Genomic DNA, 21500 nt, shown 5'->3' on the forward strand with positions numbered 1-21500 from the left:
AGGGTTGAAGGCGAGCGTCGGGTGCGTGGGTTACCCCTTAGCGCTGACGCGCTCGATGAGCAAGATCGACGACCTTTGCCAACTTTGCCGAACTCCGTGATTCCATCTTCCGCAAACCTAATGTCCGATTAGATCGAATTACCATGAATTAGTCGAGGCCGACTGATCGATTATGTTAACAACACGCCCTTACGCATTGCTGGGAAACTGGACGCTTGGCCACCCTTTTACGGTGCTGTTGATACTGGTTGCGCTCGGTATTTTGGCCGCTCAGTACACGGCCGACCATTTGCGCATTGATACTGACACCGGCAAGCTGATTGCTCCCGATGCGCCTTTTCAGCAATACCGCCGGCTTTATGAGCAAGCCTTTTCACAGGATTTGAGTACGCTTTTGCTGGTGGTGGAGTCGGAAACACCAGAATTGAGCAGAACTGCAAGCAAAAAAATGCTGGACTTGATCAGCCGCGACAAGGCCAATTTCAATTCCGCATACATCCCTAACGACAACAGTTTTTTCCGGCAGAACGGCCTGCTTTACCTCGATACTGACGAGTTGCAGGCGTTATCCCACGACCTGTCAGTCGCTCAGCCATTTATCGGAAGAATTGCGCAGGAACCCAACCTGACCGGTTTTTTTTCCATTTTCAAGGATGCCCTGGAAGCTACGGACAAGAAGGCAACAGACAAGGCCCAGGTTGGGCCTATCGATTTAGCTTCGCTAGCGGACAAAATTGCAAATGTTTTGGATAAAACAAACAATGGCGAAAATACCTTGCTCTCTTGGGAATCATTGATTGCCGAGAACAAAAAGCGTTCCGATAAAGAATTTATTATTGTCTCGCCGAAGCTCGATTACTCGCAAATCCGTCCCGCCGAACATGCAATCGATGCTATCCGCAAAGCCGCTGCGGAGATCCAGGGCTCGGGTCTCCCCCCGGTCAAAGTCTGGGTAACGGGCGAAGTCGGCCTAGAGGATGAGGAGCTTGCGGGTATCAGCGCGGGCACTTTTACGGCGAGCGTTTTCTCCGTTGTGCTGGTGTTATGTATTCTATTGATTGCCTACCGATCAGTTTTACTTATGGTCGCCACGTTGCTGACCCTGGCCCTGGGCATGGTTTTCTGCGGGGCATTTGCGGCTTTCGCCGTAACGGAACTGAATCTGATCTCGGTTGCTTTTGCGGTATCCAATATCGGTCTGGGCGTGGAATATGGGATCCACTTTTGCCTGCGCTATCGGGATAATCTGAAGGAAAATGCCAATAAGGAGCTGGCGCTGCGCGCCGCTTTAATGACCGTAGCGCCCTCGCTTTTGCTGGCTGCGGGTACTACATCCATAGGCCTATATGCTTTTATCCCGACGGATTACAAAGGGGTGTCTGAGCTTGGCCTGCTGGCAGGGACCAGCCTGTTCATTTGCCTGTCGATCACATTGATCGCCTTACCGGCGCTGCTGAAAATCGCGCCGGCTCCAACAGCTTTCCGGGCGGTGGAGGGTACGAACGTATTTTCAAAGCTCGCACAGAAACTGTCGGCCTTGCCGCTGCGGTATGCCCGACCGGTTACCGTAGTCACTGTCTTCATGGGCATCGTTTCAATTGTTTTGGCATTTAATTTGAAAACCGATTTTGATCCGATCAATCTTCGCGACCCAAATACCGAATCGGTCATCGCTTTCAAAAAACTGATGCGAGATGAGGACACTACTCCGCTCACGTTGAATGTCCTGGCAAAGGACGCAAACAGCACCAAAATCCTGCAGCAAAGACTGGCAGCGTTACCTTCAGTCAGTAAAACCGTCAGCCTTTTTGATTTTCAACCCACGGACCAGGATGAAAAACTGGCCTTGATCGAAGAACTGGTGCTGATACTTGGCCCGCAGTTACAGCATTTCCCCGAACTGAAAACCGATGCCGCTCCGGCGCCGGGCATCACTCATCTGATAGAAGCCATCGACACCCTCCTGCTTCAAAAAGACCAAGGCCGCGATCGTGAATCGTTGACGCGCTTAAAAAAGGAACTGCAGGAAATTTTGATCGAGCTTGATGCACGGCCGGAACCCAGCCGGACGATTTACGTCGAAAAAATCCAGACTGCGCTGCTCGGCACGTTGCCACAGGTCATGAAAGAATTATCGACCAGCCTGGAAGCCCGAGAAATCACCCTGAATGATCTGCCTTCCGATATCAGGGATGACTGGCTGAGCAAGGAAGGGTTATATCGCATCCAGATCTTTCCCAAAAAAGACCAGAGCGATTTAACCAACCTGGCAGAATTTATTGCCGAAGTACAATCGATCGCACCTCTGATAACCGGCCTGCCGGTCATCTATTGGGAATCCATGCGGGAAGTCACTGCCGCTTTTCAGGAGGCTATCGTGATTGCCCTGGTCGCCATCGCACTGGTTTTGCTCGCTATCCGCCGCAATATCCTGGATACGACACTGATCATGGCGACGCTGATACTGGCCGGGCTCTTTACCATGGCCAGCGCGGCAATCACCAACACTCCCATCAATTTTGCCAACATCATTGCCCTGCCACTGTTACTGGGCCTGGGGGTGGACAACGGCATTCACATGCTGGTAAAGCTGCGCGATTCGCCCCCTGAAGAGCAGAACATCTACCAGTCCAGCACCGCCAGGGGGATATTTTATGGAGCGCTGACCACCTCCTCCAGCTTTGGTGGATTAGCTTTCTCGCCGCACGCCGGAATCTCGAGCATGGGCTTGCTTATCACCATAGGCATATTCTGGATCATGGTTTGTACATTTATTATCCTTCCCGCACTAAGTAAATTAGTGTTGACAAAAAGGAACGAGCTGCTGTATCAACGAGTGGAAGGCCTGCGCGACTAAAGATCATTTATTCCAACCAAAAAGAACCCGCACTGAACGTCTCATCCAAACCCCGCCGACGCGGCCTTTTGTTGCGCGGTTAGGATGCGACAAAATTAAAACCCACAACAACAATAAGAACAAACGTTCCCCAAATAATGATACGGTCCATGTCAATCCTCCTCGGATCTGTAATGGTCGAGATCACATTATTCTTAAGGGTTATTACATTTCTTCGTTTCTGAAGCTGCGCTGTCACAAGGCCGACATACATTTATGAGATTGTGAGCGTGCGTCCCACCCTCTGAGGCGCTATGGTATCTGCCCATGTGGATATCCGGTCCGGCGATTATTCCTTATCGCCGGACTTTTTTAATGCCTCTGCCATATTGCGCCTCTCGGATTTTTTTGCTCCCTCCCTACTTAATATCTCTGTCCGCATACTGGGTGTACCTTAATCCAATAGGCAAATCAGTCAAAATCCGTAACATACCGGACGGATGCTGCTTTCATGCGCACGACAACACACGGAATTGGGGAGGCATAAGGTCATGCATATCAAAATTGCAATCGCCCTGTTGATGAGTTTTTTAGCGGGTGGTTTCGCGCAAGCAGACTTAGGCAAAAATGATGGAGCCTCGGATAAAGCGTGGACTCCGCCCCCGGGCCTCCTCTCCGATGACGCAATTTCCTCCCTGACTTTTGGCTCTGACAAGCAGAATAATGGCCAGTCAAATTCGAAGGGAGGCCGTGGTCAAGTGCATGAGGTTCCTGAGCCTGGCACGATACTGCTTGTCGGTGCCGGGGTTATGGGCCTTATCGTATCAAGGGCGCGGAATAGACGGCAACTCCACGGAGGAGGTGGCAGCAGGGAGCCTGTGGTAGCCAGAAGATCAGGCTGAAGCTGTCATTCTGCTTGTGGGTGGACGGATTTGTTGGTGAGGTTAACGCGCCTACAGCGACGGAGGGTCATGAGCGGAACGAAAAACACTCAAAGATATCCTTCGATCGGGGGAAGTCATCGATGTAGCGCTTCACTTCTTCAACGCCGCCGAGAGAAGATGGAAATCCAGCAAGGTTAGGACGAAGCCGGGGACCAGTGGGTTTCCCACTCATTAAACCTATCCGCCGGCATCGGCTCGCTGACAAAAAAGCCTTGTGCTACGTCGCATCCCCACGTGCCGAGCTGATCCCACAGGACCTGGCTGTCTACGCCTTCCGCGACCACTCGTAGTCCAAGATTATGGCCCAGCTCGATAGTTGATCGCACAATCAGCGCAGAATCCCTACTTGTCGCCATCGGCATGACGAAAGATTGATCGATCTTGATCCAGTCGACCGGCAGTTTCTGCAAGTAGCTGAGGCTGGAATACCCTGTGCCAAAGTCGTCAATGTAAAGCTCCACACCAAGGTCCTTCAGGCGAACCAGCGCATCCCGCGCGCTTGCCGGGTCCTCCATCAATGCGCTCTCGGTAATTTCAAATTGAATGAGTTCTGGCGGAAGGCCCCAGGTAGAGAATAGGCCCCGAATACGTTCGATCAGTTTTGGCTCACGCAGATCATGCACCGATAGGTTTACCGACAACGGCCTTCGCAGCCCGGCCTCATACCATACATAGCCCTGGCTGAATGCGGCGTTCAATACCCAGTTTGTAAGCGGGGTGATGAGCGCAGCTTGTTCGGCGAGCTTGATGAATTCGCCGGTGCCGATCGAACCGTGCAAGGGGTGCTCCCAGCGCACGAGCGCCTCAGCGCCACAGGGTTGGCGGGAAGCGATGGTAACCTTGGGCTGACAATAGAGGCGCAGTTCGTCCCTTTCGATCGCTTGCCGCAATTCACCCATCAGGCGAAGCCGGAGCGCGTTTTCCTGTTCCTGACCGCTGTAGAAGGCGTAGCCGCCCCTTGCGGGTGTCGCCCTTCGCACCGCGGCGTTGGCCCTTCGCAGCAGGGCTTCGGCATCGCTTCCATGCCCTGGAAACAGGGCAATTCCAGCAGATAACGGCGCGTCTACCGTCAGCCCCGATATCTCCATTGGGTCATGCAGAACGTCAAGGAACCGCAGGGCTTCCTTGGCAGCATCATCGGCTCCGACATCCGGTACCAGCAGAGCAAAGCCGGCTTCGCCTACCCGTGCCAGAAGCTCGTCGAGCTTCGCAGCCCTCGTTAGACGCCCGGCCAGTTGTTGCACTAATTGGTCTCCTGCGCGATGCCCGAGGATCTCGTTGATTTCATGGAATTGCCCGATTTCAAGATAGAGCAATGCCAAGGGGTGGTGCTGTCTCTTGGCGAACTCTATCGCTTCCCCCAGACGCTCATGCAAGTGGATACGATTTGGCAGACCGGTCAACGGGTCATGGTAAGCAAGGTGAGCAATAGCCTCTTGAGCTTTGCGGTGCTCGATCCGCATTCGCAAGGTGGCAATCCCATATGCGAGGTCGTCCGCCAGCTCGTTAAGCAGTTCGAGTTCCTCTTCATCAAATCCCTCGGGTTCGGCCGCGGCCATTAAGAGCGCCCCCAGTATTTCTCCCTCGACCTGAAGTGGAAACGCCGTCGCGGAGGCATAGCCTCTCTCTATTGCAAGCTCCATTAATTGTGCGTGAGCGGGGGTAGCATAGACCGGATCGGTAAAGACGTGCCTCGCCACGCTGGGTTTGCCCGTGCTAATTGCGGTACTGAATGGGGTCTGGCCAACATCTGTACCAGCCCAAGAGGGATAGAGCGCTTGGAGATGTTCCTTGGCCATTCCATCGCACTCCATCCACTGAATGGTCTTGTTTTCATCATTTCGCGCGTATCCGACACACGCGAGGCGGTAGCCACCCTGCTCAACGATTACCCGGCACATATCGCGCACAAGCTCCTGCTCGTCCGATGCCCGCAGCAACGTGCGATTGCCGGCGCTCAAGGTTCGCAATGCGCGGCTGACGCTCTCTAACTTGTTTGGCTTTTTGTTCGACGGCATAAAATCCCAGTCATCTCCATAGCGCGATTGATGTTCCCCAGGTAGCATTATGCGCAACAGCGGCAAGTTGAACGTTTTAACCCGTTGCAGAAGAAATGGCGAAAATTCACTGTTAGCCAGAGCCGGGCCTTTGACCCACCTGCGGCGCTAAAAGTTAAGCGTTCCCGTCCAGGGACGGCTACATCGCGGCTTCCGTTGCTCGCCGAGGAATTTACTCAGACCGTCGGTATCGTTCCGCCATCAATAACGTATTCCGCTCCAGTGATAGAAGCAGCGTGCGGCGATACCAGGAAAGCAACGAGATCCGCGACTTCCGCTGGCTCTGCGGGGCGCCCTAAGGGGATTCCACCGAGGGAGTCCATCAACGTCTTGCGAGCGCCTTCGTAGTCGGCGCCTATTTTGTCTGCTATCTCGTTGACTAGCCCCAGGGCCGCCTCTGTCTCAACCCAACCGGGGGACACCCGCACCACGCGCACTCCCTTGGGACTGACTTCCTTGGACAGGCCCTTGCTGTAATTGCTCAGTGCCGCTTTTGCGGCGGCATAAGCCATCGTTGCATCGGGGAGCGGCATTTGACGCTGTATTGAGGTGATATGGACGACCACACCCGCCCCCTGCTCAAGCATTCCGGGCAGCAGGGCGCGGTCGAGTCGGACAGCGGCAAAAAGATTCAGATCGAGTGCAAGCTGCCAGTCATTGTCATTCAGCACAGCGAACCCGCCGGCAGGTGCGGAGGATCCGCCAACGACATGGACGATGATGTCCACTCCGCCCAACTGATCATGCACTGCCTCCACGGCTGTAGCGCAGCCTTCTACCGTCGTGAGATCCGCGGCCACGAACAGCACATCCGGCGAAAGGTCGCCGGGGCGCGAACGCGCCGTGGTGAGTACCTTGGCGCCTTCCTCCCTTACCCGCGAGACGACTGCTTTACCGATGCCTTTCGTGCCGCCTGTGACCAGCACTCGGCGCCCATGGAGTTCAAGGTTTAATGTCATCAGTGAATGTCCAGAGATATGATTTTGTTGCGCGCAACTCCTAATGCATGTTCAAGTGTAGCAGGGCTTTGGGGGGAAATTGCCGGAAACGGTTGCAGTCACGATACTGAAGAGGCGACTTGTTCAGTTTTCATGGATGGCAATACTTTACAACGGCGAGTTGCAATTGACCGGCGTGACTAAGGGGATATTTTATCGAGCCCCAGGCGGATATCTCGAGCATGGCTTGATTATTACCATGAATATATTCTGGATCATGGTTGTACGTTTATTATCCTTCCCACACCAAGTAAATTAGTGTTAACGAAAAACGAAGATGCAGTAGGTAGCCAACCTCGAATGGGCGGGTAAAACGGAAAAAATCGGAGCGCTTCTTGTCGCCCGCAGAGGAGTGGGTCTCGCGTAGTATCTTCGCAGTAAAGATAACGTTCAGGCTTGAGGCTCACCATGCGGTGATGTCGGACAAGAAGCGTTCGTGATAAAAGCACAAGTGGATGCGAAACGCCGCGCTGCTCTTTTGCGAAGCGTTCCCGAAATCGCGTAGCACGTCTCACACACCTTAACCACGTCCGCACTCTCAGCGAACACTCTCGAGTTAAATCATGGCGTTTCAGTAGACAAGGCCACCTTTGGTGTACTTCAGTCCAATATGTCGTCATCTTCAAAAGCCGTAAGATACCAACAGTAAAACGCAAACGGTAGCGTACAGGCCTTCATGTGGTCTTACTGGACGGATCTCTGAATGCGTAAATTGCCTGAAGTGCTGGTGGCGCTTGGGCCTACTTCTCTTCTTTCCCTTGTTTCTAATCAGCGGGAGCAAGCAGGGAAAAAAAAGGGACTTTATCAATCTGTCTGCTGACCTTAGGGAGGGAAATTGACCGCGTATTGTTCGTTATGCTTACGCGCAATGCCGGTTATCGTGAGCCATGATAAAAAATACCGAAGCACAACGACGTCACAAACTTTATCTTCGCGCAAAGAATGCGCTCCGCGACCAGCATCAGGATACCTATACGTTGATGCTTGAGCGCCACGCACAGGAGCTTGATGCTTTATGGGCAAACTATAATCTTGCTGTAAAGAAGCTGGCGAGCGAGCATAACAAGAAGACTCGCAAAACCAAGGCTATCAAATCGAAGGCCGTCCCTATGAAAAAGGGAGTGCTATGCGTTCAACCGGAGGAACAAGTTATTCATTAATGCTGGTTTTCTTCGAATGTTCGGCAACAGTCTCGAGGCCCAATGGTTAGCCATGGTTCAACGGCGCCCACAGTGTTGGGTGTGTGGTTAACAACGGCATTTAAAACAGCGAATGCCGAGCTTCGCTCAAGGCATTGAGATCTCGCTCGATTTACGGAGCTTGATCCGTTGCCGCCGGTGACGACAGTCCGAAATCGGCATAATTCAGGCATTTGAATTTGCCGATAACGGACGAGGAATGTCTCAGTTAGAGATTGAAGATCCAGAGCAGCGCTTTATTGACTACAATTATCAGATCTGTCCGAACTGGCGAGCCATACGAGTAAAGGCTCGCAGCGATTCAAACACTTTCATTTCAAAGCCGGCCTAGTACTGCCAGTGAATCTCCATAACCCAAAACACCAGCAAATCGGCGATATCGTTCACCCTTCCCTGTCACTCGATCTGTTCAGCGCAATAGCGAGTCAGATAGCAGGTGTCGGTTTCTTTTTAGGTTTCTTTGCTTCTTTGTTTTTCTTTTGCTGACCTTTTGCCATGATGCTCTCCTTATTGATGATGTTCACATATTAATAAACGCAACTACAGGATACAGGATAGTAGCCGCCCTTACTTGGATCGTTGTTATGTTCTATCGGTTCCATGATGACAGTCGGGAGCCAGTAAACCATTCCGAATTTGATTAATATTCACCGGCGCCAACGTCTGGTACATTGATTCAGCGTATTGGGATCAAGGGCGCCGAATTTATCGCACCTGGCTGAACCGCTCGCGAAGATTCTCGATGGCATTGGGCTCGCCGCGAACCCGAAAGAAGGCGCCCTCACTGTCTGAGTACTCCTCCAGCACCTGACAGCTTGCGTAGATTCCCCCGCGCAGTTGCTGTGCCGACCAGGGAAGAAAAAGTTCGGCCTCAACCAGATCCTTCTGGAAAAACGCAACGATCGTCTGGCGGAGCTTCGCGACGTCGCCAGGGCGCCGCGCACTCATCACGACGCAATCGGGGTATTGTGTCCGCAAGGTAGCTTCGCGTTCAGCTTGCGCCGCTGCATCGCCGACATGGTCAATCTTGTTGAAGACGCGGATGCGCGGCACGACATTCGCACCGATCTCCTCAAGCACTCTATCGGTGACCTCAAGTTGGCGCTCAAACCCCGGATCGCTGGCATCGATGACGTGGAGCAGCAGGGATGCATCAAGCGCTTCGTCTAACGTTGACTTGAACGAGGCGACGAGCCCGTGTGGCAAATTCTTTATGAAGCCGACCGTGTCACTGACGAGCACGCGTGGCACGCTCTCCGGGTGGAGGGCACGCACTGTGGTATCAAGCGTGGCGAAGAGTTTATTCGCGACCAGCACTTCGCTTCCCGTTAGGGCCCGCATCAAGGTGGACTTTCCGGCGTTTGTATAGCCGACGAGCGCAGCACTAGCCAACCCTTGGCGCTCATGCCGCCGCGCACGCTGCGTCTTCCGCTCGACATCCATCGCGGCGATTTCCTGTTGAAGCTCGGCGATGCGGTCACGAATCTTGCGCCGGTCCAGTTCAGTGTGCGACTCGCCGCCCCCCCGGCCACCGACGCCGCTACGCTGCCGCCCCTGCGGCCCCGCAAGCTTCGCCGCCTCGCGCAGGCGCGGTGCCATATAACCGAGACGCGCGATCTCCACCTGGGCGCGCGCAGCGCGAGAGCGGGCGTTGCGATGAAAAATTTCGAGGATGACCATAGTGCGGTCCATTACCTCGCAGCCGACCTCCTTTTCAAGGTTGCGCGCCTGCGATGGTGAGATCTCGTGGTCGACCAGGATGGTATCGATATCCCGGCTCTCGGGATTAGCGACTATTCCCTCGAGCTCGGCGGGTTCGTTGTTCACGAAGCTGCGTATTTCCTGCCGCTTGCCGACACCGAGATATGCTGTCGTGTCGAAGGCTGAGCGCTTCTGCACGAACGTGCGGACGACCTCATACCCCAGCGTTTTTGCGAGTTCGCGCAACTCGGTCAGGGAAGCCTCGAACTCGTTATCGCTCACGCTCGGCAGTTGCACGGCAGCCACTACGGCATATCTGGATTTCTCTTCAACTTCTCTTTGCATGAGGGGATTGCATACCTTGAGTGGGCGAATTTGGATAGTACCTGCAAATGTAATAGCCGCCGGCCTTAAGTATGCAATTTACGGACTGAACATTAACGGAATTCACTTTCCGTGTGATATACCGCGGCGGCTTTTTCCCGTTCGCTGCTGTCCATCGCGCGCAAACTGGGGGCCCCCTAAGCGCGGATGAACCGATTGCCCCGGATAGTGCTGGCACAACCCGGATTCGAAAGTCCGATGGCAAAAAAGTTACGGCGTTGAGCTGTTTCAAGGCAGGCTGGTTTTCGCGCCGACTCAGCCATCCGGGCTTAACTTTTTTTTAACATTTCACCGAGGCTTTTCTCACACCGGGCGTGCTACCGTAAACCCAACAATTAGCCGACTTCATCTTCGCCGTCAAAATAACGGGCTTTCAAACTGTCGGCCGGCTCGGGTTCCTATCGCCTGAGCTTACCGGGCGCTGCTGCTCAATAGCTTCATTCGTGATCCATTTTCCGTCACCGCATCTCGCGGCGGACAATGAATCTGTCCGCTAAATTCACTCCTGATACATGAGTAACCTCGGATAGGGGATAGAAGGCGGGTTAACTAGGCGTATGACGGGGCATCGGGCTTTCAGGTGGTATCCATGAGTTGATCAGGTTTACATGACCAAATTCTTTTATTTGGAGGCAATTTCCGGGGATGGTCTATTTTCGCAGTTGCTTCCGCTAGTCGCAGGGGGAAAATATCATGAGGGGCTCATCTCCAGGCAGGTTGATGACGCGATACGTCATACTGGGCATAATTTCTTTCATGATAAGCGGTGTCACTTCTGCTCAGATCATCATAGCGGAACAGCAGAGCGATTCCGCACCATGGCTGCTTGATAAAACCGCCAAGCCAATGCCGGGTGAAAAAGATGAGGCCAAAACCCCGGAGCGCATGCCGGCAGAAAAGAGTTCTTCTACTAGCGCCGGACAGGAAGTATCTGCCGACTCAAGCTCTTCGTCGGGCTGGCTACCACCAAGCCAAGGCTATGGCTCATGCAGGCACTCCGCGCCAGATCAGGAGGATTTTTTTTGCACGCTCGGAAGAATTCTGTTTGGATCGACCCCGTCTGGTCCAAACAGGGACGTGGACGAAAATATCTCCGCCGGAGGTGCCGGCGGTTGATTTTTTCCTGAGCGACAAATTGATTGCGCCAATCCGCAAACCGTAGGATGAACAGAAAGGGTTATTTTGGGAAAACCGGCAGCGTGTGTCAGGATACTTGCCCAAATTATATTGTTGGGCCTCGTGAGCGTCCTGCATGCAGGCGTCTCTATCGCCGGACATGATACCGCCCAATCGCCCACGCATGCCCCTCAGCTGAATAGTTCCGCCCCGCAGGCGAACGACGAAAATCAACGCAAACATTCACCCTGCTCAGAAAGCGATGCTCCTACCGTGGAGGAGTCAGGCGTCCGGGGTTCCCAGGATCGGTCGCCGTCGGCACGGCGTTGTTTGTGCCGGCCCGTAATACCCTCCAAGGAAAGCCTTCCGGATAAACTTTTCCGGATCTTTTTCGGTCCCGACTGGTGTGGCCCCGACCCTAATGTGGATACAAATATCTCCGCTGGGGGGGCCGCCGGAGGTTGAAGGTGTTTTAATTAAACCCTCCGCATGTCTCTTCTTCCCCAGCTCTCATACAACGCAAGAACCGTTTCACAAATCAGAAGAAACTCTTCTGCCCTCCCGGCCCTGCAAGGCCGAGCCTTACCATCGACTCCGCAGTCTATTCCCTTCCCTCACCACCTTCTTGCTTTATCAATAATTGTTCGGCATATATTTATACTTATTTAACTTTCCCATGACATTTTTTTACAAAATTCTTCACCGCCCTTTCACCCCCCAATCACGCATTATTGACGAGCTATGTGCTAATTTTATCGCTTAAAGACAATCTTCTGGAACTTTATAAATAGATAAGAGGTTAAACATTTTATAAATACGATTTATGTATCTTTCATAACAAGACAGGGAGGTAATAATGAAACGTAATAAACCGTTAATGATGCTGTCCGGCTGCCTGCTTTCGGCGTCTCTGTGTGCCGAGGATAAACCGGTGCCACCCCCGGCTCCTGAAGCTCGCTCATCCAGAGCCTCCTATGTCATCGATCTCTACGTTGACACCAAAACAAAGCAGATTTACGCCGAACCGGGTGAAGGCCGCGTGCGCATGAGATCATTTGAAAAGGTAGCGGATGTACCTGGAAAAACAGCACCCACATCCGATGCAATCGCACCGGCCGATTCCCCGGCGGCCGCGACCGAGGTGGCCACGGCAATCAAGCCAGGGGAAAAGCCAAAGCAGGTTCCTCCAAACCCCGAAGGAATGGGCTACGCGAACTGGAAATCTCCTGATCCATTTAAATGGAACCTGAATGGCGACGGTAGTCAATATCTGAAGTTTGGATTTCTGAATCAGGTTTGGCTGCGATATGAGCAAAATAACCCGGGATCAAGCGTGATGGGGGAACCGGTAGACGACACGCAGGACATCGGACTCCGTAGGACCCGTTTCGTATTGCAAGGACAGCTTACCGACCGCGTATATTTTTATACTCAATACGGTATGAATAACTTTAACTTTCTGTCTCAAAACGGAAGCAGTTCCAATAGCGGTATTGATGATCTCGGCAACAGAAAGATCCAGGCCTTCTTTCACGACGCTTTTGGCGAACTGCGACTTACGAAAGGTCACCAGATGGTCGTAGGAGGCGGTCTGGTCATGGCTAATGGCATGTCCCGCTTCAGCAGCCCAAGCGTTAGCACAATCATGACGATGGACATTCCCCTGTTTGCACAAGCAACTGCCGATCGCACCGATTTGTTCAACAGAAGCTTAAGCGTGTATCTGAGGGGCCAGATAGGCATGTTCAACTATCGGTTCACCGCCAGCGATCCTTTCCCGGTAAACACCGATGGGGTGGCGCTTGAGCCAATTTCGCTGGATCATGCCCAATTTGCCCGGACCGGGCATCGCAAACGTTACCAGGGGTTTTACGTATTGAACTTCTGGGACACGGAACCGATGACAAATCCGTATTGGCAAGGAACCTATCTGGGTAAAAAAAGCATCCTGAATCTCGAGGGTGGGTTCATTTCGCAAAAAAACGCCACCTGGACGGGCGCAACGGAAGCCACCGCTCAATTTCACGACATGAATCTATGGTCCGTAGCTGCCTATCTCGACGCGCCGGTGGACAAGGTAAAGGAAACCGCCATCTCTGCCTATATTGGCTATTTCAACACGAACTACGGGCCCAATTATTTGCGCACCAATGGAATCGGCATGACGCCGGCTACTGGCGGAAACTCGCTCAATGGCGGGGGCAACGCCTTCCCGATGTTCGGGACGGGCGATATCTGGTACGGACAAATAGGTTATTTAATGTCCAGGGATTTGCTAGGCAGTAATAACGGACAGTTAATGCCCTACTTTTCGTTCACAAGCGCAAATTTTCAGCGGCTGCGCGACCAGATGAACGTGTTCAACGTGGGTGTGAACTGGCTTATAAAAGGACACAATAGTAAGGTTACCTTTGATTATCAAAACCGGCCGGTATTCAACACCGGGGGAAATAAAATCGCTAATCGCGGTCAGTTCGTTTTGCAATACCAGATAGCCTTCTAGCATTAGCTTTTACTAAAGCAGCCGTCTTTGGAGGAGGGTAATCAGCGTCAGAAACAGGGGCCCGGTCTGCGCACGTGCAAGTCGATCCGTCCGCGTCGTTCTGGTTGCCCGATCCCGCTGCATAATTCTCGCGTCTTGTAGGATTGTTAACGCCCTTTTGCACGATGAAGGGAAGTCGGATAGGAAATAAAGCCCGCTAAGCTTAAGATCAGGTCTTGCGCAGGCTGGCAACGTGGCATTCGCTTCCGGGCGATCTAAAGCAAAGCCCATCACTGCTTAATCCACGAAATCACCCTTTCTACGTCGACGAGGGCCTTAACCAGTTCCACGCTGGTGCGTTCTTCCTACATTTAATTGACCAACCAACATCAATACGATGTTCGAGAACAGCTATGGCCGATTCTAATCACTTTTGACACGTTCGGCATCACAAATTGATCACATTTACAGGACCTTTCCTTGCGTAGCGGCATGTTAACTTACGCCTCACCGTAATTCATGTCCGGCATAACGGTTCCAGCGTTGCCTATCCTAATGCAGTTTCCGGACAGGTAATCGTTGAGTCGAAGTAGCCACTTTGGGCTTAACGAGACGGAGATCAAAAAGAGCTTTCCGCGTTTTTTGGCCCGTCCTCGGATCTGACGGTATTGGAGAGAACTTATGAGATACGTTTGACCCGGAAAAGATCCACTTAACACTCTATTCAGGGGTACGTACTTCTCCCCCATCTTAATTCTCTTATAAGGCATCTATGCGCTCACTTGTTAAAAATAGGCCCCCCGACACGTTTGTCACGGCTAGCCAAAGCCGGATATCTAACGAATTCGCTCCGCTGCATATACTTATCATTGAAGACGATCCTGCGATCGCCACCAATCTCTATGACTTCCTGGAGGCTCGCGGGCACACCGTAGATGCAGCTGCAGATGGAATCGTAGGCATGCATCTTGCCGTAACGCAAAAATTTGACGGAATTCTGCTTGATCTTGGTTTGCCGGCCATGGACGGCATCACATTGTGCCGGAAACTCCGCAAGGAAGCTGACATCGATACGCCTGTACTGATTCTTACCGCCAGGGACACCCTGGACGATAAGCTTCAAGGGTTCGATGGCGGTGCCGATGATTATCTGGTCAAGCCATTTGCGCTGAAGGAAGTGGAGGCCCGGCTGGTCGCCATGCACAAGCGTCGCGGCGGCAAAGTTACCAGTCGAAGGCTCGACACTGGTGACCTGTCATTTGATCCAAAAACACTCTCTATCCAATTTGCCGGCGCGAGCGTTAAGCTGACACCAAAATGCATTCGGCTGCTTACCATTATGATGGGCGAGCCCGGCCGGGTGTTCAGTCGCAGAGTACTGGAATCGGAAGTCTGGGGGGATGAGCAAGGTACCAGTGATACCTTGCGCAGCCATATGCACGAACTTCGCCGGACGCTGAGCCGGGCTGGAGGGTACGACCCAATCGAGACGATTCACGGACTTGGTTACCGCCTGATTTCTCCTGCCCGAAGTTAAGTGATCTACCGCCTGCGTGTTGGATAAAAGATCCAACTGCGTTGCGCCACGCTGCGAGAAACACCTCCCTCACTGCGTTGCAGTTGGAGATGCTGGCGAAATGGGCGAGGGAGATTTTAGTGCGGACTATGATCCGGCGGGACACTGTTTACAAAAATTGCCGCCGTGCCTCTGGCCCAGCGGGGCGATACGCTGACGCAGGCGGCACTCGAATTTTGACTGGCGATGCCTTTCATCCCCCGGCTGTGAAATGACTTGGCGTGCACGAGGCAAGCCAGGGAATGAATGCGGCATGCAATGTGTCGAGCTGGGATCTTTTGTATTTCCGGATCAGGGGACAATATCGATTCGATTTCGGTACGGATAACGTTACACATCCCGCCTATGGCCTGATATTCGTCCAGGCGCAGATCGCTATCGCTGCTGTAATCACGGTACAAACGGGATAACGTCAGGCTCAGCAGCGTCAAGGTATCGCTTCCCTGGTCGCAATCGGCCAACAGTTGCTGCACGAGATTCGGCTTGACCTCCAGCGGAGATATTTACCTAACCTCTTGCTTTGTTGGTCCATATTGTCGCATCGTCCGAGGGCGAAGAAAAATCCAGTTCCGCCAACGGGTTGGTGCCTTTTACTTTGTGGACGGTTGACCGCCTGCGGACGGTAGCGACCAAGAGGGCAACTTGACCGTCCGTACCAACCCACTGAAAATATTAGAGAAAACGGTTCGGACGATACGGACGCAATATCCCTAAATCTGGACCCGCAAAACCGGTATTAGGGGCTGGTTACCCGTTTATGAGTGCGGCCGAGGCTCTGAGGGTGGCACAGGCAGCCGGAATACAAGTCACTGCAAAGCTATAACTAACCACCTATTATATTTATAAGCAGTCTGCGCAACTCAATAGCCAATCTGGCCTTAGGGCGCGTTCCCCCAAACTAAAATACCTCCCTGTCTCTTGTTTCGAACCGGGAAAATTACGGAGAAAAAGGATGGTCACAAGCGCCGCATCCCGACCGGACGGTACCATGGATAACGATCCGATTACGCCCCTGACGACTATCTCGCAAGACTGTAGGAACCGATTGAAAAACACGCGCGTGGCGGTAATTGGGGCCGGGCTGGGCGGGCTCATGGCCGCCCTGCGGCTCAGCCAGCATGGCGTCAAAGTGACGTTATACGAGGCACATCCTCAGGTGGGCGGCCGCGTTCGCAGCAATGCACGGTTTGCCAACGGGCGCATTATCGAGGAGGGCGCCGAATTGATCGGCTCGTTTCACACCGCGTGGCTGAAACTGGCCCAGAAGTATGGCATCGCGATGATCAACCGGATGGGGGACCTTGAGTACGAGCGAGAACGCCTGAATTTGAAACTACGGCTGGATAATACGAAGGACCTGACCTGGGCAGAAATCCATCAGCTCAATAAAGATGTTGATCAGGTGTTAAAGTCGATTGCCGATAACGCGGCAAAGTGGATCGTCCAAGAGACCTGCCCCTGGAACGAAACCAACCCAGTCGTGCTGAATATCCTGAAGAATTACGACAACACGACGGTAAGAGACGCGCTGATTAACCTGCACAAGGTCAACCCGAATAATCCAAAACAGCAGCGCCTATGGAAGATGTTGGAGTTAAGACTTGTCAACGATGAAGTCTCTCAGCTGGAAGAAATGAACTACCTGGGTCTGCTGTTAAAGGTGAAGGGTGGGCAGAGCGAGCGGTTCGAAATCGATGATCCCGGGCGGATGGGGTATTGGGACGAGCTGGAGATTTTTCGCTGCGCGGATGGTTGCCAGCGTTTGGCGGATGAGATGGCCAGTGAGATCCGGAAAAACCGAGGCGCTTTGATGCTGAAAACAGCGGTAACGCAGATCGAAATTCATCCGCAGGATGTGCAGCTGACGACACGATCGGTGGCTTGGCCGAGTGGGAAATTGAGCAGCGCAGGCAAAACGGCGCGTTTTCAATACGTAGTGCTGGCGGTCCCGCCTAGCGTCTGGAGCGACGTAACGATCCAGGACAACGGTAGCGCAGTTGATCTCAAGGCGGAGATTGGCGTAATGGGACGAGGCCCGGCGGTGAAGTTCTTCAGCAGCTTTAAGAGACGGTTCTGGATTACGGAAAAGATCCCCTCCGCCCCGAGCGGGGGGACACTGAAGCTGGGTCAGATTTGGGAAGGCACCGACAACCAAATGCAGACCGGCCGCCAGGGCATCGTGCTGAACATCTTTGCCGGGCCCACGCTGCCCGGCTCAGGGAAAGGTGGGCCCCGTCCGCCCACCGAGCTGGAAATGCAGAAAGAGCTGAAAGATCTCTATCCCAGCTATTCTAGAAATCTGAACAAGACGTACTACAGCGACTGGCCGAACGAGCCCTTCATTAAGACCGGTTACTGGGCGCCAAAGGCAAACGGCGAGATCTTCAAGGTCGGCCCGAAACTCAACGTTGCGTTCCATAAGCGGCTGTACTTCGCTGGGGAACACACATATGTTTCCTTTTTTGGCTACATGGAAGGTGCGCTGCGGTCGGGCATCCGCGCGGCGAACCTGCTGATGCGCGAATCATGTGGGATGACCGTAGATCCTTGTCCGCCGCCTCCGCCTGAGGAGAAGATAGCATAGGAAGAAGAGATCACCGCGCGTGTATAAGCGCGCAGCTAAGAATTTAACCGTCGAGGCGAACAAGGAATTGGTGATTACACAGGATAGCGGGGATGAAAACGGGCGGGAGCGGATGTCCCGCGGGGATCGGTGGAAGAGGTCTTTTACCTGCCTAGCTGGCTCATTGCCAGATTTAACCCCGATTCTTACTTCGGCCGCCGCAAATTCGGCACTTGTTTTTTCTATATTGCGATCTACAAAGAAGATTGGACTATCAAGCTTTGTTTGTCTTTGGAGCTAACTTAAATGAGTCTGGAATCGTTGTTTCGGTTTACACTGATACGGCCTGCGGTTGCACAAGATCCAGCCAATCCCAGCATTGACCTAACCCAGGATTCACCATTTCAAAAATCCCTCGCTGATGCGGCCAAGGCCGAGCAACCCCGTCAATCGCTCTTGCGCGTCGCGCGCGCCTTCGTAACGGGGGAGGACTTCATCGGCAATCCCAACACAAATGCACTAGCCAAGCAGTTGACCGGATTTGCTGTAGCACTCGACCAATTCGAAGATGATCAGACTGTGTCTCACGAGAACGTGGTGGATGCCGTAGAGGAGGCGTTCGGGGCAAGGCCGGAGTCTTTGGTGCAGGGTCCGGAGTTCAACGCGTCCATGCAGAATTTGCGAGATAGTCTTCTCGCGATCAAGCAGTTGCAAGAGGAGCATGGGCGCCCGATTGAATCGCTCACCAACCAGCTCAGGGATATCGAATTGATATTGAAGGTAGCTGAAGATGAGACTTTTCCAGCTACGCCAGACGAACTCCGCCGGTACCGGCGGCGCTCCCTTAAGCTACCGGTGGTGTTCAATCTCGAATCCGTCCTATCAACATCCCTATTGGAAGAGGAACGACGGAAAAAAAAGGCGGAGGCGGAGGCTGAACGCCAGAAGTATGCCAAAGGCCTCTTTGATCAGTACCGGGGACTGAAGCAGGCGATAAGCGAACTGACAGGTCTGGGTGGACAACATTTTCAGGTCATGCCCCAGCAGCCGCATGCTGGAGTCACCATTCCTGAAGAACTCAATCCGACAAGTGTATTAACCCGTCGGATAGAATACCTTGGAAAATTATCCGACGCGAACCTCAGGCAGTTCCAGTCAATGCTGGAACAAGGCGAGGAAATCCGTCCTCTGCGCGCCGAGAGCGCTGCGGTTGCGAATTCGGCAGCAGAACTGGCGAAAAACCTCTTGGTCGTCGGTCCCCAGCTGCTAAACGGAAGCCCGCCGTCCCGTCCGGCTGCACTAAGCGAGGTCAGCTTCCGTCTCAAGGCCAGCGCCGTAGAGGTGCTATCTGAACCCACCAGGAAACTGCTGAATGAGCGGAATGTCGGTCTATCGGATCAATCGTTGGATCGCATCGTCGAATTGCTCGAAGCCGAAACTGACACTACCGGAAAGAAACTCGATGCCCTTTATAGCCATTCCATAAGGCGCAGTATCAAGCGTATCGGCGATACCCTGGTAACCATTAACGAGCCGCTGACTTCCGAATGGCCGAGCGCGGCTGACGAGCCGGCGCTTCCCTCTCTCCCGCCTTTGCCGTCGGCGGAGCAGATTCCCCACACCCGCGGTACCGTTGCCCCAGCAGGCGTTGCGGACCTGCTTATAGTAAAGCAACAGCTTACGGGGTACGAAGCTGCTGATGTTGCGCACATCGAAAATGTACTGAAGGGGGAACTGAAGCATCGCGAGCATACTCGCCGACGGGAGACTGAAGAGTTTACGTTTCGCGAGACGGAGGTAATTTCTTCGGAGGAGCGTGAGCTCGAGTCAACTGATCGCTTCGAGATGACGAGGGAGACCAATACCACTATTCAGGAAGACGCGTCGCTGAAGGCCGGCCTAAACATATCGGGCAAATATGGTCCGTTTGTCGAGTTCTCAGCCAGCGTGGAGGGATCTACCTCACGCTCGAAAGAGGAGGCGACGAGGACTGCGTCCACATTCTCGAAGGAGGTCACGCAGCGGAGTGCCAGCAAAATCACCGAAAGAGTTCTTGAGCGAGCCTCCCTTCGGGTGACAAATGAAGTGATAGAGAAGAACCTGCACGAGCTAACCAACGTGGATGGGTCAGGTCATATTTCGGGAGTCTACCAGTGGGTGAACAAGGTATACCAGGCCCAGGTATTTAACTATGGCCTGCGAACAATATTCGATTTCATGGTACCTGAGCCAGCTGCTTTTCTTATCGATGCGCTGAACTCAGCCAACGAGAGCGCGAACGAGCTCCAGAAGCCGCCGGAATTTACTTTGAAGCCCAACCAGGTTACGGACAACGTTGCGTCACAGGGTTACTATGGCAGATGGGTGCAAGTATATGGTGCGACGGACGTGACACCGCCTCCAGAGATGTACAAGACGAAATCACTCGACTTTCACGCGGGAGGTGGCGATGCCGCGACGAACTATCACCACTCCGCACAGATCATGATCGAGGACGGTTACAAGGCCGTTCACGGCTCGGTTGGAGCCGTGAATATGATGTGGAATAACACTTGCATCATCGATGTTGTGTTGGGGAAGAAATTTCACCGCTTTGCCAATATTAGCGGGGAGGTCTTCTCTACTCCCTTGGACGAGGAAAGAGACTCCATCCCATTCGCGCTCGTTACATTCAGTATTCCCCACCTTGCCGTAGCTGTAGAAGTAAAGTGTCAGCGAACCGATCGGGCCATGGAGAATTGGCGAATCGAGACGCACGCTAAACTGACCGCTGCCTACAAGGCCCGCCTGGCCGAGTACGAGGAAAAGCTCGCCGCTTTGGAGCTTCAGCAGGGGGTCGCGATTCGGGGCAAAAATCCTGCCCTCAATCTTCAGACCATGAACAATGAACTGAAGAAGAATTGCATCAGCATCCTGACCGATCAGCATTACGACTTGTTCAACGCAATTGATCTTTCAGCGAGTAATAGCTTACCTCAGATTGATGTGCCCGAAGCGGAGGCCGAAGGTCCCTACGTGCGCTTCTTTGAACAGGCATTCGAGTGGGAGCAGATGACGTGGGTTACCTACCCATATTTCTGGGGCAGAAAAAGCCGGTGGAACGAACGGCTGGCCTTCGAGGATCCGGACCCCCTATTCAACCAGTTCTTGACGGCTGGGTTCTGCCGGGTGTCCGTTCCTGCTCGGCCAGGTTTCGAAGGAGCAATCGATCATTTTATAACTTACGGGGAGATATGGAATGGCGGGCCGCTTCCCCCTATTAGTAGTCCGCTCTATCTACCCATTGCAGATGAAATTGCTGAGCGACTAGACAAACCTGGGGATGAGGTTCCGCAAGGGGACCCGTGGCTGGTTCGGATTCCAACCACACTCGTACATTTACGCGCAGATGACCAACTGCCAAAGTGGCAGCAGGATTCGAATGGCAACTGGGTGGAGGCGTAAGCTCTGTGGGCGATATCGCTCGGCAGCGGGATAAATACAAAAGAGGCGATACCAGCGGAGATGCTAAGCAGGGCAACACTCACCCTCGATGATCTTACTTGTCTGGAATTGGGAAACTATCTGACAGATGTTTCTCAGTTTCGAGATCCCGTTTTTTATATATTCGCTAAACAGGGGATCTGGCGCGAGTTTACTTGCCG

General features: G+C 53.2%; 12 protein-coding genes. 8 read left to right on the forward strand and 4 right to left on the reverse strand.

The window, feature by feature from the left end:
* Positions 1-172 precede the first annotated feature (172 nt).
* Positions 173-2857, forward strand: a complete 2685-nt coding sequence (locus tag C8R31_RS15050) for an MMPL family transporter (protein WP_107694935.1) — start codon at positions 173-175, stop codon at positions 2855-2857.
* 530 nt (positions 2858-3387) lie between these two features.
* A complete protein-coding gene (locus C8R31_RS15055; protein WP_181320649.1) occupies positions 3388-3738 on the forward strand; it encodes a PEP-CTERM sorting domain-containing protein in 351 nt (116 codons plus the stop codon).
* Between the two features lie 176 nt (positions 3739-3914).
* Here C8R31_RS15055 and C8R31_RS15060 read toward each other — a convergent pair whose 3' ends face one another.
* Together C8R31_RS15060 and C8R31_RS15065 are read right to left on the reverse strand one after the other, a co-directional pair.
* Entirely contained in the window at positions 3915-5798 is a 1884-nt protein-coding gene (locus C8R31_RS15060; protein WP_107694939.1) for a GGDEF domain-containing protein, read from the reverse strand.
* Between the two features lie 215 nt (positions 5799-6013).
* Positions 6014-6796 (reverse strand): SDR family oxidoreductase, encoded by a 783-nt coding sequence (locus tag C8R31_RS15065; protein ID WP_107694940.1) that lies wholly within the window; start codon positions 6794-6796, stop codon positions 6014-6016.
* Between the two features lie 926 nt (positions 6797-7722).
* Here C8R31_RS15065 and C8R31_RS15070 point away from each other — a divergent pair.
* Positions 7723-7995 carry a hypothetical protein gene (locus C8R31_RS15070; protein ID WP_107694942.1) on the forward strand — a complete coding sequence of 91 codons (273 nt, stop codon included), beginning with the start codon at positions 7723-7725 and terminating at the stop codon, positions 7993-7995.
* 744 nt (positions 7996-8739) lie between these two features.
* Here the strand turns inward: C8R31_RS15070 and hflX are convergent.
* Positions 8740-10080, reverse strand: a complete 1341-nt coding sequence (gene hflX / locus C8R31_RS15075) for a GTPase HflX (RefSeq protein WP_107694944.1) — start codon at positions 10078-10080, stop codon at positions 8740-8742.
* 732 nt (positions 10081-10812) lie between these two features.
* On the opposite strand from hflX, the gene C8R31_RS15080 reads away from it, so the two are divergent.
* From C8R31_RS15080 to C8R31_RS15095, 3 genes are all read left to right on the forward strand, one after another.
* A complete protein-coding gene (locus tag C8R31_RS15080; protein WP_146164611.1) occupies positions 10813-11235 on the forward strand; it encodes a hypothetical protein in 423 nt (140 codons plus the stop codon).
* An 856-nt stretch (positions 11236-12091) separates the two neighbouring features.
* A complete protein-coding gene (locus C8R31_RS15085) occupies positions 12092-13738 on the forward strand; it encodes a hypothetical protein (protein WP_107694947.1) in 1647 nt (548 codons plus the stop codon).
* 832 nt (positions 13739-14570) lie between these two features.
* The gene (locus C8R31_RS15095; protein WP_181320659.1) at positions 14571-15254 is read left to right on the forward strand and encodes a response regulator transcription factor; all 684 of its coding nucleotides are present in this window, start codon (positions 14571-14573) and stop codon (positions 15252-15254) included.
* Between the two features lie 116 nt (positions 15255-15370).
* Here the strand turns inward: C8R31_RS15095 and C8R31_RS15100 are convergent, their stop codons facing one another.
* Entirely contained in the window at positions 15371-15796 is a 426-nt protein-coding gene (locus C8R31_RS15100; protein ID WP_375136137.1) for a hypothetical protein, read from the reverse strand.
* A gap of 449 nt (positions 15797-16245) precedes the next feature.
* Here C8R31_RS15100 and C8R31_RS15105 point away from each other — a divergent pair, with 449 nt between their 5' ends.
* Together C8R31_RS15105 and C8R31_RS15110 are read left to right on the forward strand one after the other, a co-directional pair.
* Complete coding sequence (locus tag C8R31_RS15105; RefSeq protein WP_107694954.1) at positions 16246-17877, forward strand: NAD(P)/FAD-dependent oxidoreductase; 1632 nt, start codon at positions 16246-16248, stop codon at positions 17875-17877.
* 285 nt (positions 17878-18162) lie between these two features.
* Positions 18163-21300, forward strand: a complete 3138-nt coding sequence (locus C8R31_RS15110; protein ID WP_107694955.1) for a hypothetical protein — start codon at positions 18163-18165, stop codon at positions 21298-21300.
* Positions 21301-21500: the final 200 nt, after the last annotated feature.

Source organism: Nitrosospira sp. Nsp2, from assembly GCF_003050965.1.
Lineage (GTDB): Bacteria > Pseudomonadota > Gammaproteobacteria > Burkholderiales > Nitrosomonadaceae > Nitrosospira.